The organism is Nitratireductor lacus (assembly GCF_056431025.1).
This window is the reverse complement of the sequence record NZ_JBWKMB010000001.1, coordinates 183,154-205,320: the sequence shown is the minus strand read 5'-3', so window position 1 is coordinate 205,320 and position 22,167 is coordinate 183,154. Positions and strand designations below refer to the sequence as shown.

At 59.8% G+C, this 22,167-nt stretch carries 23 protein-coding genes; 11 read left to right on the top strand and 12 right to left on the bottom strand.

The annotated features are described in order from the left end of the window. Nucleotides 1–87: 87 nt before the first annotated feature. The 3 genes from AC07E3_RS01065 to AC07E3_RS01055 form a co-directional block, all read right to left on the bottom strand. Nucleotides 88–1,152 carry a YcjF family protein gene (locus tag AC07E3_RS01065; protein WP_478360035.1) on the bottom strand — a complete coding sequence of 355 codons (1,065 nt, stop codon included), beginning with the start codon at nt 1,150–1,152 and terminating at the stop codon, nt 88–90. Then, nucleotides 1,149–2,630, bottom strand: a complete 1,482-nt coding sequence (locus AC07E3_RS01060; RefSeq protein ID WP_478360034.1) for a YcjX family GTP-binding protein — start codon at nt 2,628–2,630, stop codon at nt 1,149–1,151. Before AC07E3_RS01060 ends, AC07E3_RS01065 begins: the two co-directional genes overlap by 4 nt. 81 nt (nt 2,631–2,711) lie before the next feature. Further along, complete coding sequence (locus AC07E3_RS01055; RefSeq protein ID WP_478360033.1) at nt 2,712–3,218, bottom strand: SixA phosphatase family protein; 507 nt, start codon at nt 3,216–3,218, stop codon at nt 2,712–2,714. A gap of 263 nt (nt 3,219–3,481) precedes the next feature. Between AC07E3_RS01055 and dksA the strand changes: the two genes are divergently transcribed. Further along, nucleotides 3,482–3,898, top strand: a complete 417-nt coding sequence (dksA, locus tag AC07E3_RS01050; RefSeq protein WP_007008015.1) for an RNA polymerase-binding protein DksA — start codon at nt 3,482–3,484, stop codon at nt 3,896–3,898. Between the two features lie 117 nt (nt 3,899–4,015). Here dksA and AC07E3_RS01045 read toward each other — a convergent pair whose 3' ends face one another. After that, nucleotides 4,016–4,873: a hypothetical protein gene (locus AC07E3_RS01045; protein WP_478360032.1), complete on the bottom strand. Its 858-nt coding sequence runs from the start codon at nt 4,871–4,873 to the stop codon at nt 4,016–4,018. A gap of 241 nt (nt 4,874–5,114) precedes the next feature. Between AC07E3_RS01045 and cckA the strand changes: the two genes are divergently transcribed. Next, the gene (gene cckA, locus AC07E3_RS01040; RefSeq protein ID WP_478360031.1) at nt 5,115–7,697 is read left to right on the top strand and encodes a cell cycle histidine kinase CckA; all 2,583 of its coding nucleotides are present in this window, start codon (nt 5,115–5,117) and stop codon (nt 7,695–7,697) included. A 66-nt stretch (nt 7,698–7,763) separates the two neighbouring features. On the opposite strand, the gene pncB is transcribed toward cckA, so the two are convergent. Then, nucleotides 7,764–9,068 carry a nicotinate phosphoribosyltransferase gene (pncB, locus tag AC07E3_RS01035; protein WP_336068660.1) on the bottom strand — a complete coding sequence of 435 codons (1,305 nt, stop codon included), beginning with the start codon at nt 9,066–9,068 and terminating at the stop codon, nt 7,764–7,766. 338 nt (nt 9,069–9,406) lie between these two features. Here pncB and AC07E3_RS01030 point away from each other — a divergent pair, with 338 nt between their 5' ends. After that, entirely contained in the window at nt 9,407–9,664 is a 258-nt protein-coding gene (locus AC07E3_RS01030; protein WP_100213155.1) for a hypothetical protein, read from the top strand. A 43-nt stretch (nt 9,665–9,707) separates the two neighbouring features. On the opposite strand, the gene AC07E3_RS01025 is transcribed toward AC07E3_RS01030, so the two are convergent. Together AC07E3_RS01025 and gloA are read right to left on the bottom strand one after the other, a co-directional pair. Continuing rightward, the gene (locus AC07E3_RS01025; RefSeq protein WP_336068661.1) at nt 9,708–11,240 is read right to left on the bottom strand and encodes an acyl-CoA carboxylase subunit beta; all 1,533 of its coding nucleotides are present in this window, start codon (nt 11,238–11,240) and stop codon (nt 9,708–9,710) included. Between the two features lie 106 nt (nt 11,241–11,346). Next, the gene (gloA, locus tag AC07E3_RS01020; protein WP_478360030.1) at nt 11,347–11,787 is read right to left on the bottom strand and encodes a lactoylglutathione lyase; all 441 of its coding nucleotides are present in this window, start codon (nt 11,785–11,787) and stop codon (nt 11,347–11,349) included. A 226-nt stretch (nt 11,788–12,013) separates the two neighbouring features. Between gloA and AC07E3_RS01015 the strand changes: the two genes are divergently transcribed. The 4 genes from AC07E3_RS01015 to AC07E3_RS01000 are packed head-to-tail and all read left to right on the top strand — an operon-like array spanning nt 12,014 to nt 14,788. Continuing rightward, nucleotides 12,014–12,610 (top strand): cold-shock protein, encoded by a 597-nt coding sequence (locus AC07E3_RS01015; protein ID WP_336068663.1) that lies wholly within the window; start codon nt 12,014–12,016, stop codon nt 12,608–12,610. A gap of 36 nt (nt 12,611–12,646) precedes the next feature. Beyond that, nucleotides 12,647–13,144: a DUF192 domain-containing protein gene (locus tag AC07E3_RS01010; RefSeq protein WP_478360029.1), complete on the top strand. Its 498-nt coding sequence runs from the start codon at nt 12,647–12,649 to the stop codon at nt 13,142–13,144. A gap of 23 nt (nt 13,145–13,167) precedes the next feature. Further along, the gene (locus AC07E3_RS01005) at nt 13,168–13,932 is read left to right on the top strand and encodes an alpha/beta fold hydrolase (RefSeq protein WP_478360028.1); all 765 of its coding nucleotides are present in this window, start codon (nt 13,168–13,170) and stop codon (nt 13,930–13,932) included. After that, a complete protein-coding gene (locus tag AC07E3_RS01000) occupies nt 13,919–14,788 on the top strand; it encodes an alpha/beta fold hydrolase (RefSeq protein ID WP_478360027.1) in 870 nt (289 codons plus the stop codon). Before AC07E3_RS01005 ends, AC07E3_RS01000 begins: the two co-directional genes overlap by 14 nt. Nucleotides 14,789–14,792: 4 nt before the next feature. Here AC07E3_RS01000 and AC07E3_RS00995 read toward each other — a convergent pair whose 3' ends face one another. Beyond that, complete coding sequence (locus AC07E3_RS00995; RefSeq protein WP_478360026.1) at nt 14,793–15,593, bottom strand: enoyl-CoA hydratase/isomerase family protein; 801 nt, start codon at nt 15,591–15,593, stop codon at nt 14,793–14,795. Between the two features lie 417 nt (nt 15,594–16,010). Here AC07E3_RS00995 and cysE point away from each other — a divergent pair, with 417 nt between their 5' ends. Both cysE and AC07E3_RS00985 read left to right on the top strand, forming a co-directional pair. Then, on the top strand, nt 16,011–16,847 hold the full coding sequence (cysE, locus tag AC07E3_RS00990) for a serine O-acetyltransferase (RefSeq protein ID WP_336068675.1): 837 nt from the start codon (nt 16,011–16,013) through the stop codon (nt 16,845–16,847). 282 nt (nt 16,848–17,129) lie between these two features. Further along, nucleotides 17,130–17,336: a DUF3126 family protein gene (locus AC07E3_RS00985; RefSeq protein WP_007008028.1), complete on the top strand. Its 207-nt coding sequence runs from the start codon at nt 17,130–17,132 to the stop codon at nt 17,334–17,336. Between the two features lie 96 nt (nt 17,337–17,432). Here AC07E3_RS00985 and AC07E3_RS00980 read toward each other — a convergent pair whose 3' ends face one another. Then, the gene (locus AC07E3_RS00980; protein WP_478360025.1) at nt 17,433–18,179 is read right to left on the bottom strand and encodes a hypothetical protein; all 747 of its coding nucleotides are present in this window, start codon (nt 18,177–18,179) and stop codon (nt 17,433–17,435) included. Between the two features lie 207 nt (nt 18,180–18,386). Between AC07E3_RS00980 and AC07E3_RS00975 the strand changes: the two genes are divergently transcribed. Continuing rightward, entirely contained in the window at nt 18,387–18,914 is a 528-nt protein-coding gene (locus AC07E3_RS00975; RefSeq protein WP_478360024.1) for a gamma carbonic anhydrase family protein, read from the top strand. A 463-nt stretch (nt 18,915–19,377) separates the two neighbouring features. On the opposite strand, the gene AC07E3_RS00970 is transcribed toward AC07E3_RS00975, so the two are convergent. Further along, a complete protein-coding gene (locus AC07E3_RS00970) occupies nt 19,378–19,992 on the bottom strand; it encodes a transglutaminase-like cysteine peptidase (RefSeq protein ID WP_478360023.1) in 615 nt (204 codons plus the stop codon). A gap of 193 nt (nt 19,993–20,185) precedes the next feature. Here AC07E3_RS00970 and AC07E3_RS00965 point away from each other — a divergent pair, with 193 nt between their 5' ends. Continuing rightward, the gene (locus tag AC07E3_RS00965; protein ID WP_478360022.1) at nt 20,186–20,335 is read left to right on the top strand and encodes a hypothetical protein; all 150 of its coding nucleotides are present in this window, start codon (nt 20,186–20,188) and stop codon (nt 20,333–20,335) included. Nucleotides 20,336–20,416: 81 nt separating this feature from the next. Here AC07E3_RS00965 and AC07E3_RS00960 read toward each other — a convergent pair whose 3' ends face one another. Further along, on the bottom strand, nt 20,417–21,034 hold the full coding sequence (locus tag AC07E3_RS00960; protein ID WP_065815211.1) for a PilZ domain-containing protein: 618 nt from the start codon (nt 21,032–21,034) through the stop codon (nt 20,417–20,419). An 89-nt stretch (nt 21,035–21,123) separates the two neighbouring features. Further along, a complete protein-coding gene (locus tag AC07E3_RS00955) occupies nt 21,124–21,762 on the bottom strand; it encodes a PAS domain-containing protein (RefSeq protein ID WP_336071627.1) in 639 nt (212 codons plus the stop codon). Nucleotides 21,763–22,167: the final 405 nt, after the last annotated feature.

The window sequence follows — 22,167 nt, the reverse complement described above, 5'->3', positions numbered from 1 at the left end:
ATCAAACCCGGGGGTCCGGTTGTGATAGTTCGCGGGTGTGTCTTTTGAGACTCACCCGAACCGCCGACGAGGTCAGAGAAACTGGCGCTATGTTTTCGGGCTATCCTTGCCGGTTTTCTCGCTCGACGCAAAACTCGTCAGTGCTTTCAGAAAGTCGCCGATGCCCGGGCGCTGAACGGCGTTGAAGGGGAGCGGGCGGGCTGCGTCCATGGCGGCGATGCCGATGCGCGCCGTCATCATGCCGTTGACCACGCCTTCGCCGAGTTTCGCTGAAAGGCGCGCAGCAAGCCCGTGGCCCACGACCTGTTGAACCAGCGTTTCGCCGGCGGCCATGGAGCCGGTGATGGCAAGATGCGTGAAAATGCTGCGCACAAGGCGCATGAATCCGAGGAATCCGGGCCGCCCGCCATAGAGATCGGCAATACGCCGTGTCAGCCGCGCAGCCTCGAAGAGCACATAGGCGATGTCGACCAGCGCCCGGGGCGATACCGCGGTCACCACCGACACACGCTTGGCCGCATTCAAGACCTGGGTTCGTGCCATGGCGTCGAGGGGCGCGAGCAGTTCCTTCTCGGCAACCGCAAGCAGGTCCGCACCGTCGATCACATCGTCTTTGAGGCCCAGAAGCGTTTCGCGGCCGGCGGCCGTCTCGGGCTTGCGCGCCAGCAGACCCATTAGGTGATCCACCGTTTTCCTGGCTTCTGCGGTGTCATTGCGAAGGATCGCGTCCGTTGCATCCCGGCGCATCGCCTCGATGGAAGCGAGCCGCATGATGCCGAGTGCTTCACGAACAAGGATTGCCACGAACGCCAGCAGCGCTGTCGCGGCCACGCCGAGCGCCAGCCAGCCCAGCCAGTCGGCACGGTTGAAGAGGTCGCGGATCAACCGGTCGGTCCAGAGACCAATTGCCAGCGAAACGAGGATACCGAAGGCGGTGAAGAAGACGCGGCCCAGTATGGAGCGGCGGCGGGGCGGAACCGGCGGCGGGGTGGTGAGAGCCAAGTCCGGCTCGGCGAAATAATCGTCGCTTTCGGCGACCACCGCTACAGCCTTGCCGGGGCTCACTGCCTGGGGCTTTCGTTTGGCTGCCGGCTCTTCGACCTTTTCGGGTCTCGGCGGATCTATGCGAAACGATGCGGGCGCTCTCTTCATGCGAGATGGTCTCCGACAAGAAACTGAAGGGCCCGGTCAAGTCTGATATGCGGGAGGGAGAGGGTGAGGCCTTCGGCGGTTCGCTCGAGCCGCGGCGGGCGAAACCGCACGAAACGGAGCGGGTTCTCGGGAGCGGAGCCGGCGTTTTCTTCGTCCGCTCCCGGCTGTTGAAAGATCAAACCGGGCTTTTCGGGCAGGTCGCCTGGGAAGATTGCCGTTTCGGTTTCGCCGTCGAACGTCTCACCGGCGATGGTTTCGCCCTCCAGCGGGGTGCCGATGATGACGGGCAGTGTCTCCTTGCCCTGTCTTACGGTTCCCTCGCGCGTCGCCCGTACGGCGGCCATGGCGAGCACGTCGACCGCGGCGCCGGAAAAACCGGCCCGTGCAATGGCACGATCGGCGAGCCGGCGCACGATTGCCTGCAACCGGTCATGGCTTTCGTGGTGGATGTGGTCCGCCTTGGTTGCCGCGACGAGAATCCGGTCGATGCGGTGCGAAAAAAGCCCGGTCAGGAGATTGCCGCGCCCCTGGCGGAAGCACGAGAGGATCTCGGTCAGCGCCCGTTCGAGGTCGGTAACGGCCTCGGCGCCCGCGTTCATGGCCTGCATTGCATCGATCAGCACGATCTGTCGGTCGAGCCGGGCGATGTGTTCGCGGAAAAACGGACGAACGACATGCGTCTTGTATGCCTCATAGCGCCGCTCCATCATGGCATGCAGCGAGCCGGGCTTGCCCCGGGCGCCGGGCTCCACACCCAGCGGGGCGAAGGTCAATGCCGGGGAACCCTCCAGATCACCCGGCATCAGGAAGCGGCCGGGTGGCAGCGTTGAAAGCGCCCGGTGATCGGCCTTGCATGCACGCAAATAGGATGAAAATGCCTCGAAAAGCCTGCGGGCGGCCATTTCATCTGCCGGTTCGTTCGGGTCGACCTCATGCGTCAGGGCGCGCCATTCAGCCGAAAGATCGGCGCGGGCTGGCAGGGCTGCCATCTCCAGCGCCTCACGGCAGAAGGTTTCGTAGTCCTTCGAAAGAAGCGGTAGGTCGAGCAGCCATTCGCCAGGATAATCAACGATATCGAAGGATAGTTTCCCGCGTGACAGGAGACGGTTCCATGCTGATGCGGATTCGAATTCGACCGTCAGGCGCAACTCGGAGATGGCGCGCGTGGATTCGGGCCAGACACGGCTTTCGACAAGCGCGGCGATGTGATCTTCATACTGGAAGCGGGGGACCGCATCGTCCGGCTGGTGTTCCAGATAGGCCCTGGAAATACGCCCCGAACTCTGCGCGTCGAACAGCGGTAGCCGTCCACCGTGCAGAAGATTGTGCACGAAAGCGGTGATGAAAACGGTCTTGCCTGCGCGTGAAAGCCCGGTAACGCCGATCCGCAGTGAGGGCGAAACGAGCCCGGCGGCCCGTCCGGCCAGCGTGTCGAGAACAATCCGCGCTTCGTCCGTATATGTGGTCAATGAAGCCAAAAGGCGAAATCCTCAAAAATCGCAAGACCTTGCATATAGGAACCCAAAGCCGTGATTGAAGACCGATGGCGCAGCGTACCGTCAGAGGTCCGGCTTCAGGAAGGCTTCGAGCCGCCCGCCATTGCGTCTTATATCCGCCAGCGGTCCGGAAAAGCTGATGACTGCAAGGCCGCATGTGGGAAAGCCGGAGGCGGTTCCGCGCATTGCCTGCTGGTCTCCTGCGGATGGAAGTTCGAACGCCAGATCCTCCATCATCGGATTGTGCCCCACCAGCAGCAATGTCTCAGCCGTCGGCGCTTCCCGCACGGCGTGCAGATAGTCCGTTGCATCGGAATTGTACAATTCCGGGACAAGTTCCGTTTTTGGGGGGCTGTCGAAGAGTGTTGAAGCAACGAATTCAAGTGTTTCGACGGCGCGCCTGGCTGGAGAACACAGGATCAGATCGGGAATGAGGCCGATTGAGCGCATGCGCATTCCAAGCGCCTTTGCATCGGATTGGCCCGACTGGGTAAGGGTTCTGTCGAAATCCGACGTACCAGGTGCCGCCCAGCCGGCCTTTGCGTGGCGAAGCAGGAGAAGGCGGGACATTATCGAAATCCGGGAAAAAACGAAGGAAACGCGCCAAAAATCTGCTGGTTTGAACCAAAACTGCGCGGTTTTTCCATCATTTCCCCTCCGTGGAATCCGTTGATCTCCCCGGGGAGTTTATACGCATCCCGCGTTTGGAGTAGGAGATATCCACTTTTACCGCCGTAATTAACAAAAGCGTGAAGCATGCGGCCTTTGTGCTTGTGGTTGCGGGGGTGCGTGAATATATAGGCGCGGGCGTCAAAACATCTCAGGGTGACTCGATGAATGAGCTCAGAAATGCCGAATACGTGCCCACCGAGGACGAACCCTTCATGAATGAGCGCCAACGCTCATATTTCCGTGCGAAACTGCTGCGTTGGAAAAGCGACATTCTCAAGGAAGCGCGTGAGACCCTCGAGGTACTGCAACAAGAAAGTGCAAATCACCCGGACCTCGCCGACCGTGCGTCGTCCGAAACGGATCGCGCAATCGAACTGCGAGCGCGGGACCGCCAGCGCAAGCTGATCTCCAAGATCGATGCCGCCCTGCAGCGCATCGAGGAGGGGACCTACGGTTATTGTGAAGAAACGGGTGAGCCGATTTCACTGAAGCGGCTTGATGCACGCCCGATTGCGACTTTGTCGATCGAGGCACAGGAACGTCATGAACGCCGCGAGAAAGTCTATCGCGACGATTGATTTTTTTTTACTTTAAGCACGCTTTTGATCCGTGCTTGTTTTGTTTTGTGCGCGCCACCCCTCAGGGTTGGCGCTTTTTTCTTGTCCACCGTCTGGTGGAGCTTTGAAACCGGGCCGTCAGTGTTTCTGTTCTGAAAGCTCTTCAAGCAGTCGGCTCATCTCATCTTCGAGCGTGTGTTCGCCGGCCTGAGTCTGTGTGCCGGATTGCTCTGCGCGTGAGACTTCAAAATCAACGTCAGGAGCCTCGTCTGTGTGTCGCAACTCGGTGCCGGGTTCTGGCGATCGGTGTTCCCCGGTGTCTTCGATCCTCGACACACGTTTTGGGGCAGCCGGCGCCACGGTTGCAAGCGAACCGATCGATGCCGCTGTAACGGCGCGCCGCGGAGCGGGCGACGACACGGGTTCTCGCATTGGCTGTGGAGCTTCTGTCACTGTTTCTGCCGGATAACGGCGGGGTGCCGGCGCGGGGGCCGGTGCCGGCCGACTGGCTATCTGGATCGCCGGTTCTGGTGGTGATGCGCGACGTTCTGGCTCGGGCATTTCCGGTTCCGGGGAAGAGGGGGCGGTGCGGCGCTCTTCTCTCTCGATATCCGCTTCCTGCATGCCGGAGGCGCGTGGTTCGACTGGTGCGCCCGGTTCTTCGACCGGCTGCGTCACAGGCTCGGCAGCCGTGGCACGGGGCCCCCCGATATTGGTTTCGATCACGAGATCGCCTGGTCCGCCGATCAGAATGAGGTGTTCCACGTCATCACGGCGTACCAGTACGAGACGTCTGTGGTTGTCCACAGGGGTGGCGTCCGTCACAGCCAGGCGCGGCTGCCTGCCGCGTGCGCCGGAGATGAAAGTCCCGGCGGTGAACCGGCGGTTCACCCGGAGAAACACCAGAAGGACAACGGCGACGGCAATGAGAATGATCGTCCAGAAGGCCGCGGTCGCGTAAGCCTCTCCAAAAATTCCCACGAGCCAGTCGCGCATTCGTCTACTCCACTCTCAATCTGATCAGCCAAACTATGCGTCTCGCAGGGACGCGGCAACCCGCGGCTGCGCCGACAGAGCCTGCCCCCATGGTTTTCAGCAGCAAAATTCGCGCAAAGAAAGGCGATTTGCGTTTCGATTACATGTGTACGCTTGCAGATGCCGGGAGCCCTGATATATCCCGGAGAGGCCGGGTTCGCGTGGAGCCTGGCAGGAATTGGGCGCGACAGACGGGAAACGCATGGCCAAGCAGACCGGGGGAGAAATCCACGCAGCACCGATTGTCGACCAGAGTTCTCGACCCGGTGCCATCACGCGCCTGATCATATTCATCGTCATACTGACCCTTTCTGCGGTTGCATTTTCCGTGTTCCGCGAACGGCTCGGCGATCCGTTCCTGCTCGGACTCCTTGGTATTCTGGCGATGATCGGTGTGGGGTTTCTGTTCGCAACAGCCATCGGATTCGTGCAGGTCGCACCGCGTTCGGCGGGAAGTGAACTCTCCAGGGCCTTTGTCGATTCCATGGAGGAGGGCCTTGTGGTTGCGGACACCAAGGGCCGCATCCTTTATGCAAACAATGCTTATGCACAAATGACGGGTGCAACATCGGTGGCCGATGTGAAGACCGTCGACGGACTTCTGGCAGACAATCCGGAAGCCGCACCGGTGGTGGAGAAGCTTTCGGCCGGTCTGCGCGACGGACGTGCAGGTGACGGAGAGTTCCGGCTGTCGCGCTCCATCCGCCCCGGCGGTGCGCTTGGCGCCCGCTGGTACAGAACCTGGGCGCGCATCTTCAAGCTGCCGGGTTATCGTCAGCCGGTGTCCGCCTGGCAGATTGCCGATATTTCGGAAGAGCGCGCCGAGCAGGAACGCTTCTTCCTCGATCTTCAAAAGGCGATTGATCATCTGGATCATGCACCGGCGGGCTTTTTCGCGGCCGATCCCGACGGACGTGTGACCTATATCAACGCAACGCTGGCGGAATGGCTGGGCATCGATCTTGCCAATTTCGTGCCCGGAGCCGTGCGCCTGCCACAGATCGTTGCCGGTGACGGGATGGCGCTGATCAACGCGGTGAAGGCTGATCCGGGCACAGCACGCAATGCGGTGATTGATCTCGACCTCTCTACAATGGGTGGCGAAGTGCTTCCGGTGCGGTTCATGCATCGCGTGGCTGCAAGCCGCGAGGGAACCCCCGGGGCAACCCGAACCATCGTCCTGAACCGCCAACTGGGCGAGGACGCATCGGCTGACCTGCGTGCGTCCGAAGTGCGATTTACCCGTTTTTTCAATTCCACGCCGATGGCGATTGCTTCGGTGGATCATGAAGGGCGGATCCTGCGCACAAATGCGCCGTTCCTTTCGTTGTTCTCGCGTGTCGTCGACAGCGGTGCAGTGGAGCGGAATATCCGGCTGGATGCGGTCATTCACGAGAATGACCGCGAGGCGTTTGCCGCGGCGCTCGAAAGGGCAAAGCAACGCCAGGCGGAGATCGCGCCCATCGACACAATGCTGCCGGACGATGCAGAGCGGCACGTGCGCTTTTATGTAAATCCCGTGGTCGACCACGATGGCGGAGAGGGTGCCGAGGAAGCCGCTATCGTTTATGCCGTGGAAACGACGGAGCAGAAAGCGCTAGAAGCGCAGATGGCGCAGAGCCAGAAGATGCAGGCCGTGGGACAGCTTGCCGGTGGCATCGCGCACGATTTCAATAACGTCCTGACGGCCATTATCATGGCCTCCGACCTGCTTTTGACGAACCACCGTCCGTCCGATCCGTCTTTCCCGGACATCATGAACATCAAGCAGAATGCCAATCGCGCCGCGTCACTGGTGCGTCAGCTCCTGGCGTTCTCGCGCAGGCAGACCCTGCGTCCGGAAGTGCTCAATCTTACGGATGTTCTGGCGGATCTGAGGATGCTGCTTGCGCGCCTCGTCGGCAGCGAGATCACGCTTTCCATCGAGCATGGCCGCGATCTTTGGCCGGTCAAGGCCGATATCGGTCAGTTTGAGCAGGTTGTCGTGAACCTGACCGTCAACGCACGCGATGCGATGCCGGAAGGCGGCAAGCTCGCTGTACGGACCCGTAACGTTTCGGCTGAAGAGTGCGCCCAGTTTCCATATCGCGAAATGACAGCGGCCGACTATGTCGCAGTGGAAGTGAGCGATACGGGTACCGGCATCGATCCTGAGACCATAAAGAAGATATTCGAGCCATTCTTCACCACCAAGGAGGTGGGCAAGGGAACTGGTCTTGGCCTTTCCATGGTTTACGGCATCGTCAAGCAGACGGGCGGCTTCATCTTCTGCGATTCCGAGTTGGGTGAGGGCACCACGTTCCGCATTTTCCTGCCGCGTCACGTTCCGACCGAAGCGGAGAAAACTGCTGACGAGGCCGCTGCGCGGGGGAACGACGCTGCGAAGGCGAAAGAAGAGAATCGCGACCTTTCAGGCTCCGCACGCGTGCTCCTCGTAGAAGATGAGGATGCGGTCCGGATGGGCAGTGTGCGCGCACTCTCCTCACGGGGGTATGAAGTGCATGAGGCCAGTTCCGGCGTCGAGGCGCTCGAGATATTCAACGAGTTGGATGGCAAGGTCGACATCGTCGTTTCCGACGTTGTGATGCCGGAAATGGACGGCCCGACACTGCTTGGCGAGCTGCGCAAGGCGCAGCCCGACATCAAGTTCATCTTTGTGTCCGGTTATGCGGAGGATGCCTTTGCAAAGAACCTGCCGGAGGATGCGCAGTTCGGCTTCCTGCCGAAGCCTTTCTCTCTAAAGCAGCTTGCAACGGTTGTTAAGGAAATGCTGGAAGAAGCCTGATCGTTTCAGACTTCTCGCCATTTGCAGAAAAAAACGCGCCGATGCGGTGCCCATAAAGCTGGACTGTCAGACTGAAACTGTGCGGCGAACGCGGTTCTGCGTTCCAAACAGCTTTATGTAGCGCTCGATTTCGGCTGGGTCGCCTGTTGCCTTTTCCGGGTTGTCGGAGAGCTTGACTGCCGGTTGGCCATTTGCGCTGCTCACCTTGCAGACGACGGAGATCGCCTTCAGACCATTCACTTCCGTCGGCGCGCAGTTCTCGAAATCATTGGTGAGGTTGGTGCCCCAGCCAAAGGCCATGCGCACCTTTCCCTCGAAATGGCGGTAGGCCGCTTCGATCGTGTCTACATCGAGGCCGTCGGAGAAAATCAGCAGCTTGTCACGCGGATCTTTGCCATGCTTGCGCCAGAACTCCATGATGCGTTCCCCGCCTTCGATGGGAGGCGCACTGTCGGGGCGGAAGCCCGTCCAGTCCGCGACCCATGGCGGGGCGTCACGCAGAAAGGATTCCGTTCCGAATGCATCGGGAAGCACGATCAGCAGGTTGCCGCCGTAGTAGCTCTGCCAGTCTTCGAGAACGCGATATGGGGCTTCGAGAAGCTCCTCATCAGTTCTGGCCAGCGCTGCCAGCACCATCGGCAGCTCGTGAGCGTTTGTGCCAAGCGCTTCCAGGTCCGTGTCCATGGCGAGAAGCACGTTGGAGGTGCCGGTAAAGGAGTCGCCGATGCCTTCTTTAAGCGCTTCCACGCACCAGCGCTGCCAGAGGAAAGAATGTCGCCGCCTGGTGCCAAAATCGGAAATCTTGATGTCCGGCAGTTTTTTCAGGCGTTCGACCTTGGTCCAGACCTTGGCCTTGGCGCGAGCATAGAGAACATCGAGCGCGAAGGGGCCGAGCGAACGCATGGCAGCCCGCGATCGCAGCTCGTTGATGATCGCAAGGGCGGGAATCTCCCACATCGTGGTTTCCATCCACTTGCCATGGAAGTTGAGTTCGTACTGGCCGCCACGGCGGGTGAGCTCGTATTCGGGTAACCGGAAATCCGCGAGCCAGTTGAGGAACTCCGGCTGGAAAATCTGCTTGCGTCCATAAAACGTATTACCGGCGAGCCAGATCATTTCCTTTTTGGTGAAGCGGATCGCACGGGCGTGATCCAGTTGCTCACGCAGCTCTCCTTCATCGATCTCGTCGGCAAGGAGGACTGACTTGTTGCGGTTTATGAGAGAGAAGGTCGCATCGACATTCGGATACAGCCCCCAGATCATCTGCAGCATCAGAAGCTTGTAGAAGTCCGTGTCCAGCAGGCTGCGGCAGATGGGGTCGAGCTTCCAGGCGTGATTGTAGACGCGGCGCGCGATATCGGTTTTTGGCATGATGTGCGTTTCCTGCGAGTGTAGTCCACCGGTTCGCGGCGTTCGTCCGGCAGACCACACCGGCAGGCCACGATTGTCAACGACCGCCGGCGTCAAACCTTGCGATGCAAGGGGGAACGCACATTGAAATTGCCATCTTCAACAGGCTCTGAACCTGACTTTCGCCAGCTTTGAGACAATTGCGCGGCGGATGGTTAAAGCTTCGTTAACAGATGAGGCGGACACTGACTGCCGGGAGGAGTCTCGAGGAGATGAGTATGATCTACTCTGGCTTTTCCAAGCGGCGTCTGGCTTTAAGTGGGGCTCTTCTTTTGGGCGCATTTGCGCCTTCATGGACAATGGCTGTTGCGCATGAGGCAAAGAGCGGCTGGCGCTATCCCTATGCCTGCTGCTCCGACCGTGACTGCCGGGAGGTCTCGAATGCCGCCGTCACGGAGGGACCCGAGGGATATGTCATCAGGGTAACCGGTGAAGTGTTGCCGTATACGGACAAACGTGTGCGCAACTCGCCCGATGGCGTGTTCCACTGGTGCTCCGTGGCCGGAAAGATGGATGGCCGCACCATCTGCCTGTTTGTGCCGCCACGCAGCTTCTGACGCGGTGGAAGACAGGCCGTGAGGCGCAGTGCAAGGTGCTGTGTCAGAGCGGAATGTTGTCGTGCTTTTTCCAGGGATTCTGGAGGTCCTTGTTGCGCAGCATCCGCAGGGCACGGGCAATGCGCGTCCGTGTCGAATGCGGCATGATAACCTCGTCCACATATCCTCGCTCGGCCGCCACGAAGGGCGAGAGGAAGCGGTCCTCATACATTTTTGTGTGGGCGGCTATCTTGTCCGGATCGTCAATGTCCTTGCGGAAGATGATTTCCACCGCGCCCTTGGCACCCATCACCGCGATCTGGGCCGAAGGCCAGGCATAATTTATGTCACCACGCAGATGTTTGGAGGCCATGACGTCGTAGGCACCGCCAAATGCCTTGCGTGTGATGAGGGTGATCTTGGGAACCGTTGCCTCCGCGTAGGCAAAGAGCAGTTTGGCGCCATGCTTGATCAGCCCGCCATACTCCTGCGCGGTGCCCGGCAGGAATCCGGGAACATCCACATAGGTGACAAGCGGAATGTTGAAGCAATCGCAGAAGCGTACGAAGCGGGCGGCCTTTCGGGAAGCATCCGAATCCAGAACGCCCGCCAGCACCATCGGCTGATTGGCGACGAAACCCACCGTGCGGCCCTCCACGCGACCAAATCCGGTCACGATGTTTTTGGCGAAGGACGCCTGAATTTCGAAAAAATCCGCTTCGTCGCAGGTTTTCAGGATCAGCTCACGGATGTCGTAGGGTTTGTTGGCATTGTCAGGCACCAGCCGGTCAAGAGAGTAATCGGGGTCGGAGACGGGCTGGAAACACTCCACTTCCGGCAGGTCGCCCGTGTTGGACGTTGGCAAGAAATCGATAAGGCGGCGCATCTGCAGGAGCGCTTCCACATCGTTGTCGTAGGCGCCATCGGCGATGGAGGATTTGACGGTGTGAACGGAGGCGCCGCCGAGTTCTTCGGCCGTTACCGTTTCGTTGGTTACGGTTTTGACCACATCCGGCCCGGTGACGAACATGTAGGAGGTGTCGCGCACCATGAAGATAAAATCGGTCATGGCCGGGGAGTAGACGTCACCGCCCGCGCAGGGGCCCATGATGACGGAAATCTGCGGGATGACTCCGGAGGCGAGGACGTTGCGCTGGAATATCTCGGCGTAGCCACCGAGTGCCGCCACGCCCTCCTGAATGCGCGCGCCGCCCGCATCGTAGAAGCCGATGATGGGCGCGCGGTTCTTCAGCGCCATCTCCTGGACCTTGACCACCTTTTCCGCATGCGCCTCGGAAAGAGAGCCGCCGAACACGGTGAAATCCTTGGCAAAAACGAAGACGGTGCGCCCGTTGACCGTGCCCCATCCCGTCACAACGCCGTCGCCGGAAATGCGGGTTTTCTCCATGCCGAAATCGGTGGATCGATGCTCGACGAACATGTCGAACTCTTCGAACGTGCCTTCATCGAGGAACGTCTCGATGCGTTCACGCGCGGTCAACTTGCCCTTGGCGTGCTGGGCGTCGATCCGCCGCTGGCCTCCACCCTCGCGCGCGGCAGCGCGGCGACGTTCCAGCTCGAGAAGAACCTCTTTCATGCTTGTCTCCCCCAAAGGCAATCAACGGCCTTCTGCTGTTAGCATGGCGGCAGCGGCAGGAAAATACGCCGTGCGTTCCAGATAACGCACGGCGCGTTTGCAGAATTTACCAGCTGCCGGTGTTTTCCATGGAGGCCCAGGGCTCGGCCGGCTCCCTTGCGCCGCCTTTCTGGAGGAGTTCGATCGAGATCCCGTCAGGCGAACGAACAAAGGCCATGCGGCCGTCGCGGGGCGGGCGGTTTATGGTGACGCCTGCCTTCATCAGCCGGTCGCAAAGAGCGTAGATATCGTCAACCTCGTAGGCGAGGTGTCCAAAATTGCGGCCCCCGTCATAGTTCTCCGGGTCCCAGTTGTATGTGAGCTCGATCAGCGGTGCCTGTTCCTGGCTCGCGCGCGCTTGATCTGCGGGGGCCGAAAGGAAGATCAGGGTGAAACGTCCCTTCTCGTTCTCAGAGCGGCGAACCTCGGTCAGTCCGAGCTTGTTGCAGTAGAAATCGAGCGATTCATCAATGTCTTTTACACGGACCATGGTGTGCAGGTAGCGCATGTTCTCTCTCGCTTGCTGGTTTACGTATACGGTACGGGGTCTCTACACGTTCTATTCGGCAATGTTGCACGTTAACCGGTTGTGCCGTTTTGCCGAAATCCCTCAAATCCGGCTGATTTCACCTGCTGTTGAAAATCAGAAACTGGGTCTTGCTATGCCACAAAGCGCCAATGCTATCTTTGAAACACACAGTGAGTCGGGCGGACTTGAGAAAAGGCTTGATGGGATGGACGACAAGTCCTCGACAACCAAGAGGTACGAGGCTGGCGATAAGGCGCCGAAGACGGATGACGTCGCGGAAACCGGGGAACTGGTAGAGATTTCCGGCGCCATTAAATGGTTCGACGTGGCGAAAGGCTATGGCTTTATCCTCCCGGACAATGAAGAGCATGGCGATGTGCTACTTCACGTAACCTGCCTGCGCAAGGATGGGTTCCCGACGGCACTTGAGGGCGCACGGGTCGTTTGCCTCGCCCAGCAGGGCGAAAAGGGGCTGCAGGCCTTCAAGGTGGTGTCGATCGACCTTTCGACGGCGGTTCACCCGAGTGAGGATCAGGCACCGCGCACCCATGTTACCGTTGTCGCGGAGAGCGGGCTGGAGCGGGCGATTGTCAAATGGTTCAACCGCACCAAGGGGTTTGGGTTCCTGACCAGGGGTGAGGGGACCGAGGACATTTTCGTTCATATGGAAACCCTGCGCCGTTACGGTGTGACGGAACTGCGCCCCGGCCAGGTGGTTCTGGTCCGTTTCGGGCGAGGCGAAAAGGGCCTTATGGCCGCCGAAGTCTATCCCGATCTTGGCACGTTGAACGCCGCGCACTGATCTTGCGCGGCTCCTGTACCTGAGAGAGTGCCAGCGATGCCGCGCTTTGTGTTTTCCCTGTCTCGCTGTTTCCTGTCTGCTGTCGTCGCCCTGATGGTTGCGACAGCCGGGGCGCTTGCGCAGGGCTCGGCGATGCGGCTGCCGATCGACCCTGAACCGCTTGTCGCGATCACATCGTCGGGCGAGGTCCGGTTTGACATCGAGATCGCCGACGAGCCGCATGAACGTCAGCGCGGCCTGATGTTCCGCCAGTCCATGCCCGCAGATCGTGGCATGCTCTTCGTCTTTCCGGCGGAGAGCCGGCAGGGCTTCTGGATGCAGAACACGCCACTCGCACTTGACCTGATGTTTGTCGGTGCCGACGGCACGGTACGGGCGATTGCACCTGGAACACCTTTCTCCACCGCGTCCATATCACCGGATGTGGAATCTCAATTCGTGCTTGAACTGCTGGCGGGAACCGCGCAGAAGATGGGTATCGAGGTCGGTGATCGTCTGCGCCATCCGCGCATCGGGACTGCCGGCGCACAATAGTCAGCAGCGGCGCATATCCAGACATGCAGTCTTTCAAACATGACGGGTTCGAACTTTCCTTTATCGATGAAGGGCAGGGCGATCCAATTCTCCTGATCCACGGCTTCGCTTCCACCCACTATGTGAATTGGGTGGCGCCGGGCTGGGTGAAAACGCTGCGGGATGCGGGTTTTCGCGTGATCGCACTCGACAATCGCGGCCATGGCCGCTCCACCAAGAGCCATGACGAGGCGGTTTACACACCCCGCAAAATGGCTGGCGATGCGGCAGCGCTGTTTGATCATCTGGGCATTCCGAAGGCGCATGTGATGGGTTATTCCATGGGCGCGCGCATTTCCGCTTTTCTCGCCCTTGAACATCCCGCGAAAGTCGCGACGCTGATCCTGGGAGGGCTGGGACTGGGCATGATCGAGGGTGTTGGCGAATGGGATGAGATCGCCGAGGCCCTGCTGACCGACGACCCCGATACCATCGCCTCGGAGCGTGGTCAGATGTTTCGCAAGTTCGCAGACCAGACGAAGAGCGATCGCAGGGCACTCGCAGCCTGCATCGCGACCTCGCGTGAACTTTTGACCGAACAGGATGCGGCGAGGATAGCCGTGCCGACGCTGGTGGCGGTGGGAACGCGCGACGATATTGCCGGTTCGCCCGAAGGCCTTGCCGATCTGTTGCCTAATGGCGTCGCGTTTGCCATTGAGAGACGGGATCACATGCTGGCGGTGGGCGACCGGACATTCAAGGCGCGCGCGCTGGCATTTCTGGAGGAGCACCCTCTTGATCGAACGTAAGGCGATTTCATTCGTCGGGGCCGAAGGCAATCGACTGATCGGTGACATATGGGATGGTGGCGGTCAGCCGGTCGTTTTTCTGCATGGCGGCGGACAGACCCGCCGCGCATGGGATGCAACGGCCCGGGATGTGGCCAGGCGCGGCATGCGGGCAATCGCGGTCGATCAGCGCGGCCATGGCGAGAGCGCCTGGATGGAAAGCGGGCATTACGGCTTTCATCACTATGGCGAGGATGCAGCGGCAATCTTTCGCCAGGTGCACGAGCGCTTTCACACGCGGCCCGCGGCTGTGGGCGCATCGCTTGGCGGCCTTGCCTCTTTGACGGCGGAAATGCGGGCTGGCCCGATTCTGAACGCGCTGGTTCTTGTCGACATCACGCCGCGTCTCGACCCTGCCGGGGTGGACCGGATTCAGGGGTTCATGGGCGCGCGGATGGAGGAAGGGTTTGCCTCTCTCGAAGAGGCGGCCGATGCCATTGCTGCGTATCTCCCGCACCGCGCACCGCGCCGCTCCCTCGAAGGTCTTCGCAAGAACCTGCGGCAGGACGAAGACGGCCGCTATCGCTGGCACTGGGACCCGGCCTTCATCAAGGGCGCGGTGAACATCAATTCCGGCGCGGAAGCGCTAATGCAGGAACTGATCGCAGGTCTGCCGGAACTGCACCTTCCCGTTCTTCTTGTCCGCGGAATGCGGTCGGAACTGGTGCAGGAGTCTCACGCGCGGGAGTTCGTCTCGCTCGCCCCGGCTGCATCCTACGTCGATGTTGGCGGCGCGGGGCACATGGTTGTCGGCGACCGAAATGACGTTTTCGCTTCGGAAATCCTGAAGTTTCTGGGCCGCGATCAGGCGGCCTGATCGCTCAGCGCCCCTGGAAGCGGGCTGGCCGGCGTTCACGAAAAGCCAGGCGCCCCTCCGCGTAGTCTGCGCTCTCGAAGGTGATGTCGCCCAGATTCTGCGCGTGCGAGACGTCGCCCGCGCGGCAAGACAGAGCGGCTGCGATGGACGCCTTCGAAGCACGGATTGACAGGGGCGCGTTAGCGGCGAGCATTGTCGCTATCTCCTGTGCCCGGCTGGCCAGAACGTCGGTGGGCACGATTTCAAGAAGGAACCCGCACTCCCTGGCGCGTGCTGCGTCGATCCGGGCGCCGGTGAATGTGAGATAGCGCGCCATCTGCGCACCCGCCGTGGCGACAATGTCGCCCATAGCCTCGACCGGATAGGCAAGGCCGAGCCGGGCGGCGGGAACTGCAAAGAGCGCATCCGGTGTTGAAATCCGCAGATCGCATGCCGCCGCCAGACCGAAACCACCGCCGAAGCAGACGCCGGAAATGGCGGCGACCGTGGGCAGGCGCGTCTTGCGGATGGCGGCGAATGCCTCTGCATTCAGCGCTTCATAGACCCGCGCCGTTTCCGCATCCCGGCGTACGGTCTCGAATTCGGAGATGTCGGCCCCCGCGCAGAAATTGTCGCCCGCTCCGCGCAGGATCATCACGCGCGCCGTGTCGTCGGCGTCAAGTTTTTCAATTGCGGCAATGAGCTCGCGCCACATTGACTGCGAGACAGCGTTCATCTTCCCCGGACGCGAGAGGAGAATTGTGGCAACACCATCGATGCAGGAAACGCGGAGGGCTGGCTCACTGTGATGGGCTGGCACTGTCATGCATCAATTTTCCTGTAACTATGGTCACGGTTTTTTGCGGTTCAACTACCAAGGCTTCTGACGTATGTTGCCATGCAAGGCAAGTTTACGCCTTGGAGCATCGGACCGAAAAGTGGGATCCGGTTTTCGGATTGTTCCGATGCTCCATTTATAGTTTAGATCGTCCTTTGTGCGTCCGGATGGACGCACGGCGATCTAGAGCATTATGCGGGCAGGTGGAATCACCTGACGTTTGCATGGGCGTGGATAACTGAGGTATGGAGCGTCCTTCGGACCGGCGTGACTTGCACGGGGTAATGTGTCGCAAAACCCTGAAAACCATGAAGTCTTTCTGCGGTGGCGCTTTGCCCACCCGCACAAACCAGGCCGATCATTGCGGCCATATTCATAGGCCCTGAGCCCGGGTGGAGAAATCCAATGAACGCACGCAACGCAATTCGCCAGCGCAGTTCCGGCAAAAGCACGCCGCAACCGGTGGATCCGATCTGGTATGCCGTGCGCGAAGAGGCAGAGGCCGCGGTTGCTAACGATCCGCTTCTGGCAGCGTTTCTCTATGCCACGATCCTCAATCATGACGATCTGGAAAGCGCGGTAATTCACCGGGTGGCCGAGCGGCTCGACCATCCGGACATGGGCGCGGATCTCATCCGACAGACATTTCACGCGATGCTGAATGCCGACCCGGAATGGCGCACAACGGTGCGTGTCGACATTCAGGCCTATTACGACCGTGATCCGGCCTGCGACCGTTTTCTGATGCCGGTGCTTTATTTCAAGGGATTCCACGCGATCCAGACCCACCGGCTGGCCCACTGGCTCTGGAATGAGGGACGACGGGACTTCGCCCTGTATCTGCAGAGCCGCTCCTCCGCTGTTTTCCAGACGGACATCAATCCGGCAGCACGGATGGGCAAGGGAATCTTCATTGACCATGCGACCGGGGTCGTGATCGGTGAAACTGCAGTCGTGGAAGACGACGTTTCACTCCTTCATGCCGTGACCCTCGGCGGTACAGGCAAGGAAACCGGCGATCGACATCCAAAGATTCGCCATGGCGTTCTGATTGGCGCCGGCGCGAAGATCCTCGGCAATATCGAGGTCGGTCACTGCGCCCGGGTCGCTGCGGGATCGGTCGTACTGAATGATGTGCCGTCCGCCAAGACAGTTGCGGGCGTGCCGGCGCGGGTTGTCGGAGAGTCCGGATGCAGCGAACCATCGCGTTCGATGGACCAGACACTTCACAGCGAAACCTGAGAGAGCTTCGGCAGCCTCAACATTGTCATTTTGCGTTGCGATGGCGGCTGGAGCGTTCCCGGCGGATCGGAAACGCCTGTTGACCTACGGAAGCTTTACGGCTGAAATCCCGGTTTCAGGGTTTACAGTAGCGCTGGGCTCATGCCAGAAGCGCGCCACCACAGCAGTGCCGCCAATCAGCCGTCCGCGTGATTTGTCGGTTCTGTACGAAATCTGAAGCTGCGCATAAGGGTTGCCGAAAATGTTTGACCCTGGCGACGCGCGATGCACTGGAGATGTTTCTTGAATCCCGAGGAAATCAGAAAGCTGGAAGCGTATTTCAAACGCACCTTCAACAATCCTGCCTTGAGTGTGAAGGCGCGCCCGCGCAAGGACGATTCCTGCGAGCTCTATCTGGGAGATGAGTTTCTCGGAATCATCTTCAAGGATGAAGATGAAGGAGAGCTTTCCTATAATTTCTCGATGGCCATTCTAGACATTGATCTCTGAGAGGTTCTGCCAGATCATCTTTTTGGCAAGCCCGCATGCAACACGGTTGCCTGCGGGCTTTATAATTGAGTTCTCCGGGCGTAGGCGCGTGTCCTGTTAGCCAGGTGCATTGAGAAGGCGCGCAACCTTCTGCTTTATCGCGCTGTCCAGAGCCTGCCAGTGCCCCAGAAGCGAAGCAGGGAAGCGGTATGTCATGCTCAGGCGGTTTCCGACGTTAATGTCCCGCTCGCAAGGTGCTAGCGCTTCGCGGGCTGCTGTGCCTGTCAGGCAACGGGCAACAAATGGCTGAGCTGTGCCCGTATTCTCTGCGATGGCCAAAACCTCCCCCGCATATCCCGAATCCCTCTTGAAACGATGGAACCGAATGTTCCCGGGGCCGGCCACTGAGCGCGTCTCGATGATCTGTCGGTAAACCGGCTCCAGCCTGTTGCTCATATCGCGCGACATCACCTGTTCCTCGAACGTGAGGAATATGATGTTCCGCGCTCCGTCGACATGATTGAAGTCGTTGCGCCGCTCGGGCGTGTATCCCTCAAGCTCGGGCCATGACAGATAGAGATCCAGACGCAGCGTGACGCCATCCATGCGCGCACTCTTGAAGCGGATCGCATTTTCAGGAACCGTCAGAACATTGTTCCGGATCACGATTTCCCGAAGCCTGACCGATTCGGTGTGGCCGGCATTCGACAGGGTGGCCCCATACCAGCGCCCGAAAAAGAAGATGCCGAGAGACAGGACAAGGAGAGCGAGGCAGAACTGGAGCACGCGGGTCGCAAGGCGATGTCTCCGCGAAGCCGGCTCCGCGCCGGAATCACCCGTGGTTTCGCCGGTTACCAGTGTCATCCCCTCGTGCACGCCTCCCGCGGGTGGGAGAATCATCATCAAGTTTCTGAATATCAATGAAACCTTGGCTCTACATGGTAAAGGGACAGTAAATCCCTGCCGCAGGAGCTTCCTGAAAAATGGAGACCGGGAGCGTTTTCCTGAAGCCGCTATTCTGCTTTGGAGCGGGATGCTGCAGAGTACGACTTGTTCGAACTGGAGTGGACTATGCCGATTTACGCACTGGCGGGCGAAAGCCCCGTTTTCGAAGACAGGGAAACCAACTGGATCGCACCGGATGCCTCGATTATCGGACGGGTGCGGCTAGGTCGCAACGCCGGTATCTGGTTCGGTGCCGTCTTGCGTGGTGACAATGAGCCCATCGAGATCGGAGAAAACACCAATATCCAGGAGCACTCGGTGCTGCATACGGATATGGGCTTCCCGCTGCGCATCGGGCGCGGATGCACGATTGGCCACCGGGCGATCCTGCATGGCTGCACAATCGGCGAAAACAGCCTGATCGGCATGGGCGCGATTGTTCTCAATGGAGCCGAGATCGGCAGGAACTGCGTCATAGGCGCGGGTGCACTCGTAACAGAGAACAAGAAAATCCCCGACAATTCGCTCGTCGTCGGCTCACCGGCAAAGGTTGTGCGGGAACTGGACGACGAGGCCGTGCGCGCTCTTCAGTGGTCGTCAGCTCACTACGTGGAAAACGGCAACCGCTTTCTGAATGAACTGAAGACGCTCTAGGGTCAGGACCCATTAATATGGCCGCAATGGTCGGCCTGATTTGTGCGGATACGCGAAGCAAGGCCGCAGGAAGACTTCATGTCTTTCAAGGTCTTGCGACAAAGTAGGCCGTGCAAATCAGGCCGATCCGAAGGACGTTCGATAGACCGGCGACCTGCTGCGTCAAACCCCTTGACCGGGGGGAGGACCCCGCTCTGCGGGCTTCTCCTTGCATCTCTTGGTCTATCGATCGCCATTGCGGCCATATTAGTGGGTCCTGACCCTAGGAGCCCGGAAAAGGCGGAGCCGGCCCATGGGGTGGGCCGGCTCCTGTACCCGGTCGTTGGGGACGGGGAGGTGGGGACTCGACCGGGTGTCCCGGAGCGGACCCGGCTGCGCGGAGGTCAGAAGCGCAGTGTCGTCCGTCGGATGTCAGCCTGTCATGGGCGCGTCCCGTCCATTGCGCCCATGAGTATGGAATGTATCAGCGGCTCGAGGCAACGCTGCCGACAGCGATGGCCCGCCCATCGTTGATGGTGACCCATTTGCCGGAATGAGACGCCGACTGGCGTTTCAGATAGGTGTAGTCCGTATCGGTCCAAACTGAAACACGTGCTTCCAGATTGTCCAGAATATAGTCACCCATGCTGGTGACAACCGTCAGCACCGCATGTCCATCTCCGTTGGGCTGGCGCACGACCGTGATCAGCAGATTGCCGGCCGGTACGCCCGCGCGGATGAGGCGCCGACGCTTCTCAAGGACGTAGTCCTCGCAGTCGCCATAGGCCTGCGGGTAGGACCAGTATTCCTCAACACCCCACATTTCCATGTCGGTGCGCGGCAGAACCGTCGAATTCACAGCGTTGTTGACGTCGATCATGGCCTGCCAGAGCTTCCGCGTGAGCTGCACCGGGCGCGGACGCGCCGTGGTCTGGCGGCACTCCACCGGTTCACGCTGACACAGCTCATAGTGCCCGATAGGCTGACTGGTAAGGCCGCCGATCTTCATGAAATTGGGTGTGGCGAACGCCCCCGTGGTGAACGCCCCCATTGCGATTGCGGCTGCGGCTATGAGCCGTGCGCTTGTTGAAAGCCCCATTGTCTTGTCTCCCCGTTTGACGCGACAATGGCAGAGGGGAATTTATTCCAGGCAAAATTGCACAGTATAAGTCTCGATAAATTCTATCTGTATTTTGAATTAATAAGAATAAAAAGCGATCTTGTTTTGATTTTTATTTGAATAAAGTTTGCTTAAAATTGTAGCGAAATTGAAGAAGCGATCCGGAGGCGGAATGAAGAATCTGCGCGCATTGGTGTTCGACGCACCGGGTATGAAGCCGACGGATGTCTGCATGGCGGCTGCGCACAATGGCGACCCCGGAGCCGTGCGCGTGGTGCGGGCTCAGGACTACCTTTGTTCCCTGGTTATGGGAGCATGGTGAAAGGTGCCAGAAGCGACCTGCCGGCCGGCGAGGCCAGGGATGTGATTGCAGCGGACTTCGAGGTTCTGACCTCGGGCGTTGTCAGACTTCGGCAGCGAGCGAGAATTCCGCTTCCAGAGCCTGACGGTCCTGAATGCTGGCAAATTCGATGGCCACTCCGTCGTCGAAGTGGCGGACCACCTGGCCACGCATTGTGCCAATATGAACCTGGGTGCCCCGTTCAGGCCTGACTTCGCTCTCAATGGCTGCACCGGAGAGTGAAAGATCGATAATGCGGCAGCGGTATTCGCGGCCGTCCGGCAGACGCAGGACGCTGATCGGATTGCGCGGTGCGATGCGCTCGTGGCGACGATCCTCGGGCAGGTCCAGTTCGTGCTTGTTGGCGAGCCAGGTGAGCTGTGCTGCGAGCTTGTCGCGTTTGCGCTCCGATGCCACCACCGTCATGGCGAAACCGTCGCGGTTGACCCGGATGATTTCACCCTCGATGCGGCCAACATGATCGAGATAGGCGATAACACGTTCACCCTGGCGGCCTGACCGCTGGGCGATCAGGCAGACATCGCCCGGCGACATGTCGGTCACGCGGCACGCGTGTTCGCTGCGGTCTTCCAGCATGAAACGGCCGTAGATCGACACTTTCACGCGCTGAAAACTGCGTCGCTCATCATCCAGTGTGGACCGGTTTATCGCCGCTGACATGGTGGTATGCGCTCTTCGCTGTGGCGGTTCTGATGCCCAGTCGGGCAGCGCTACACTACGCCCAATCGGTTAACAACCGGTAAGAGCAACTATACGTTGCGGCCGCCATCGAAGACCACCAGATGCCGGAAGCGACGGCCCTGACCGGGCTCGATCAGACTGTCGGTAATGGACCGTCGTTCGGGCACCAGTGGCGGGACTTCAACGGCAGGACGGTTTTTCAGGAGAACCGGCTCGCGATCCGCATCGATGAGGCGCAGAGACGTCACTTCGCAGTCGACGAGGGCCTCTGCACCCAGCCAAAAGGGCTTTTCGCAGGCCAGAAGCGAACCCATTGCGCGGGGGCTCTCCATCCCACCTTCCAGAGGCAGGAGCAAGAGCTCGAACGACGCCCTGTCGTCGGCTTTGTTTTTTCCGTCGAAGGTAAGAACGACGACGGACTTCATGTCGAAAACGCTGCGTGCGAGCTTTCCGACCACTGTCTGATCGCGGCCCGCCCAAAGCGATGCGAAGGAAAGGCCCTTCAGCTCTTTTCCAAAAGTGGCACACAGCCGGGTGCCGGCGAGGCGGAAGACGGCTTCGCTCCGTGCGTCTTTTTCAAGGATGAACGTATCGGCCAGCAGGGACTTGATCTCTGCAGGTTCAACTTCCGTGCGCCTGGGGGCCGGACGGTTGCCGCGCAACCTGTTCCAATATTGGAACAACGTCACTGAACCATCGTGTCTCATGCCTCTTGGCTCCTTACTTTCGGCCCGGGCCTGTCCCATAGGCGGACAGGTGTGGGCATTTTCAATAGCGACATGTGGATGGCTGCAGGTTGCGTGCCAGAGCGGCCGGGGTTGTTCACCTGCCCGTTTTGTTAAGGTTAAAAAAGGGTTTCAATTGCGTGGCCGGCGGGGCGCTGGCAGTGTCTGGCTGTCAGCAAGACCGAATCATTCACAGACGGGCAGGGCCGAAGTTCGGAACAAGAACCGGCAGGGGGGCTCGACAAAGCCGTTCAGGTTGTTTTGCCTGGACGGCTTTTTCTGTCCGGTGGGTCTGCTGGATCGCTCTGCGTCCAACCGGACGCACAAAGGACGATCCAGACTGTTGATGGAGCATCGGAATAGCCCGAAAACCGGATTCCACTTTTC

Bases quoted from the DNA above. Each gene is read 5' to 3' on its own strand.
- AC07E3_RS01065 (WP_478360035.1), bottom strand. From the start codon at position 1,152: ATGAAGAGAGCGCCCGCATCGTTTCGCATAGATCCGCCGAGACCCGAA.
- AC07E3_RS01055 (WP_478360033.1), bottom strand. From the start codon at position 3,218: ATGTCCCGCCTTCTCCTGCTTCGCCACGCAAAGGCCGGCTGGGCGGCA.
- dksA (WP_007008015.1), top strand. From the start codon at position 3,482: ATGAATGAGCTCAGAAATGCCGAATACGTGCCCACCGAGGACGAACCC.
- AC07E3_RS01045 (WP_478360032.1), bottom strand. From the start codon at position 4,873: ATGCGCGACTGGCTCGTGGGAATTTTTGGAGAGGCTTACGCGACCGCG.
- cckA (WP_478360031.1), top strand. From the start codon at position 5,115: ATGGCCAAGCAGACCGGGGGAGAAATCCACGCAGCACCGATTGTCGAC.
- pncB (WP_336068660.1), bottom strand. From the start codon at position 9,068: ATGCCAAAAACCGATATCGCGCGCCGCGTCTACAATCACGCCTGGAAG.
- AC07E3_RS01030 (WP_100213155.1), top strand. From the start codon at position 9,407: ATGGCTGTTGCGCATGAGGCAAAGAGCGGCTGGCGCTATCCCTATGCC.
- AC07E3_RS01025 (WP_336068661.1), bottom strand. From the start codon at position 11,240: ATGAAAGAGGTTCTTCTCGAGCTGGAACGTCGCCGCGCTGCCGCGCGC.
- gloA (WP_478360030.1), bottom strand. From the start codon at position 11,787: ATGCGCTACCTGCACACCATGGTCCGTGTAAAAGACATTGATGAATCG.
- AC07E3_RS01015 (WP_336068663.1), top strand. From the start codon at position 12,014: ATGGACGACAAGTCCTCGACAACCAAGAGGTACGAGGCTGGCGATAAG.
- AC07E3_RS01010 (WP_478360029.1), top strand. From the start codon at position 12,647: ATGCCGCGCTTTGTGTTTTCCCTGTCTCGCTGTTTCCTGTCTGCTGTC.
- AC07E3_RS01005 (WP_478360028.1), top strand. From the start codon at position 13,168: ATGCAGTCTTTCAAACATGACGGGTTCGAACTTTCCTTTATCGATGAA.
- AC07E3_RS00995 (WP_478360026.1), bottom strand. From the start codon at position 15,593: ATGACAGTGCCAGCCCATCACAGTGAGCCAGCCCTCCGCGTTTCCTGC.
- cysE (WP_336068675.1), top strand. From the start codon at position 16,011: ATGAACGCACGCAACGCAATTCGCCAGCGCAGTTCCGGCAAAAGCACG.
- AC07E3_RS00980 (WP_478360025.1), bottom strand. From the start codon at position 18,179: ATGACACTGGTAACCGGCGAAACCACGGGTGATTCCGGCGCGGAGCCG.
- AC07E3_RS00975 (WP_478360024.1), top strand. From the start codon at position 18,387: ATGCCGATTTACGCACTGGCGGGCGAAAGCCCCGTTTTCGAAGACAGG.
- AC07E3_RS00970 (WP_478360023.1), bottom strand. From the start codon at position 19,992: ATGGGGCTTTCAACAAGCGCACGGCTCATAGCCGCAGCCGCAATCGCA.
- AC07E3_RS00965 (WP_478360022.1), top strand. From the start codon at position 20,186: ATGAAGAATCTGCGCGCATTGGTGTTCGACGCACCGGGTATGAAGCCG.
- AC07E3_RS00960 (WP_065815211.1), bottom strand. From the start codon at position 21,034: ATGTCAGCGGCGATAAACCGGTCCACACTGGATGATGAGCGACGCAGT.
- AC07E3_RS00955 (WP_336071627.1), bottom strand. From the start codon at position 21,762: ATGAGACACGATGGTTCAGTGACGTTGTTCCAATATTGGAACAGGTTG.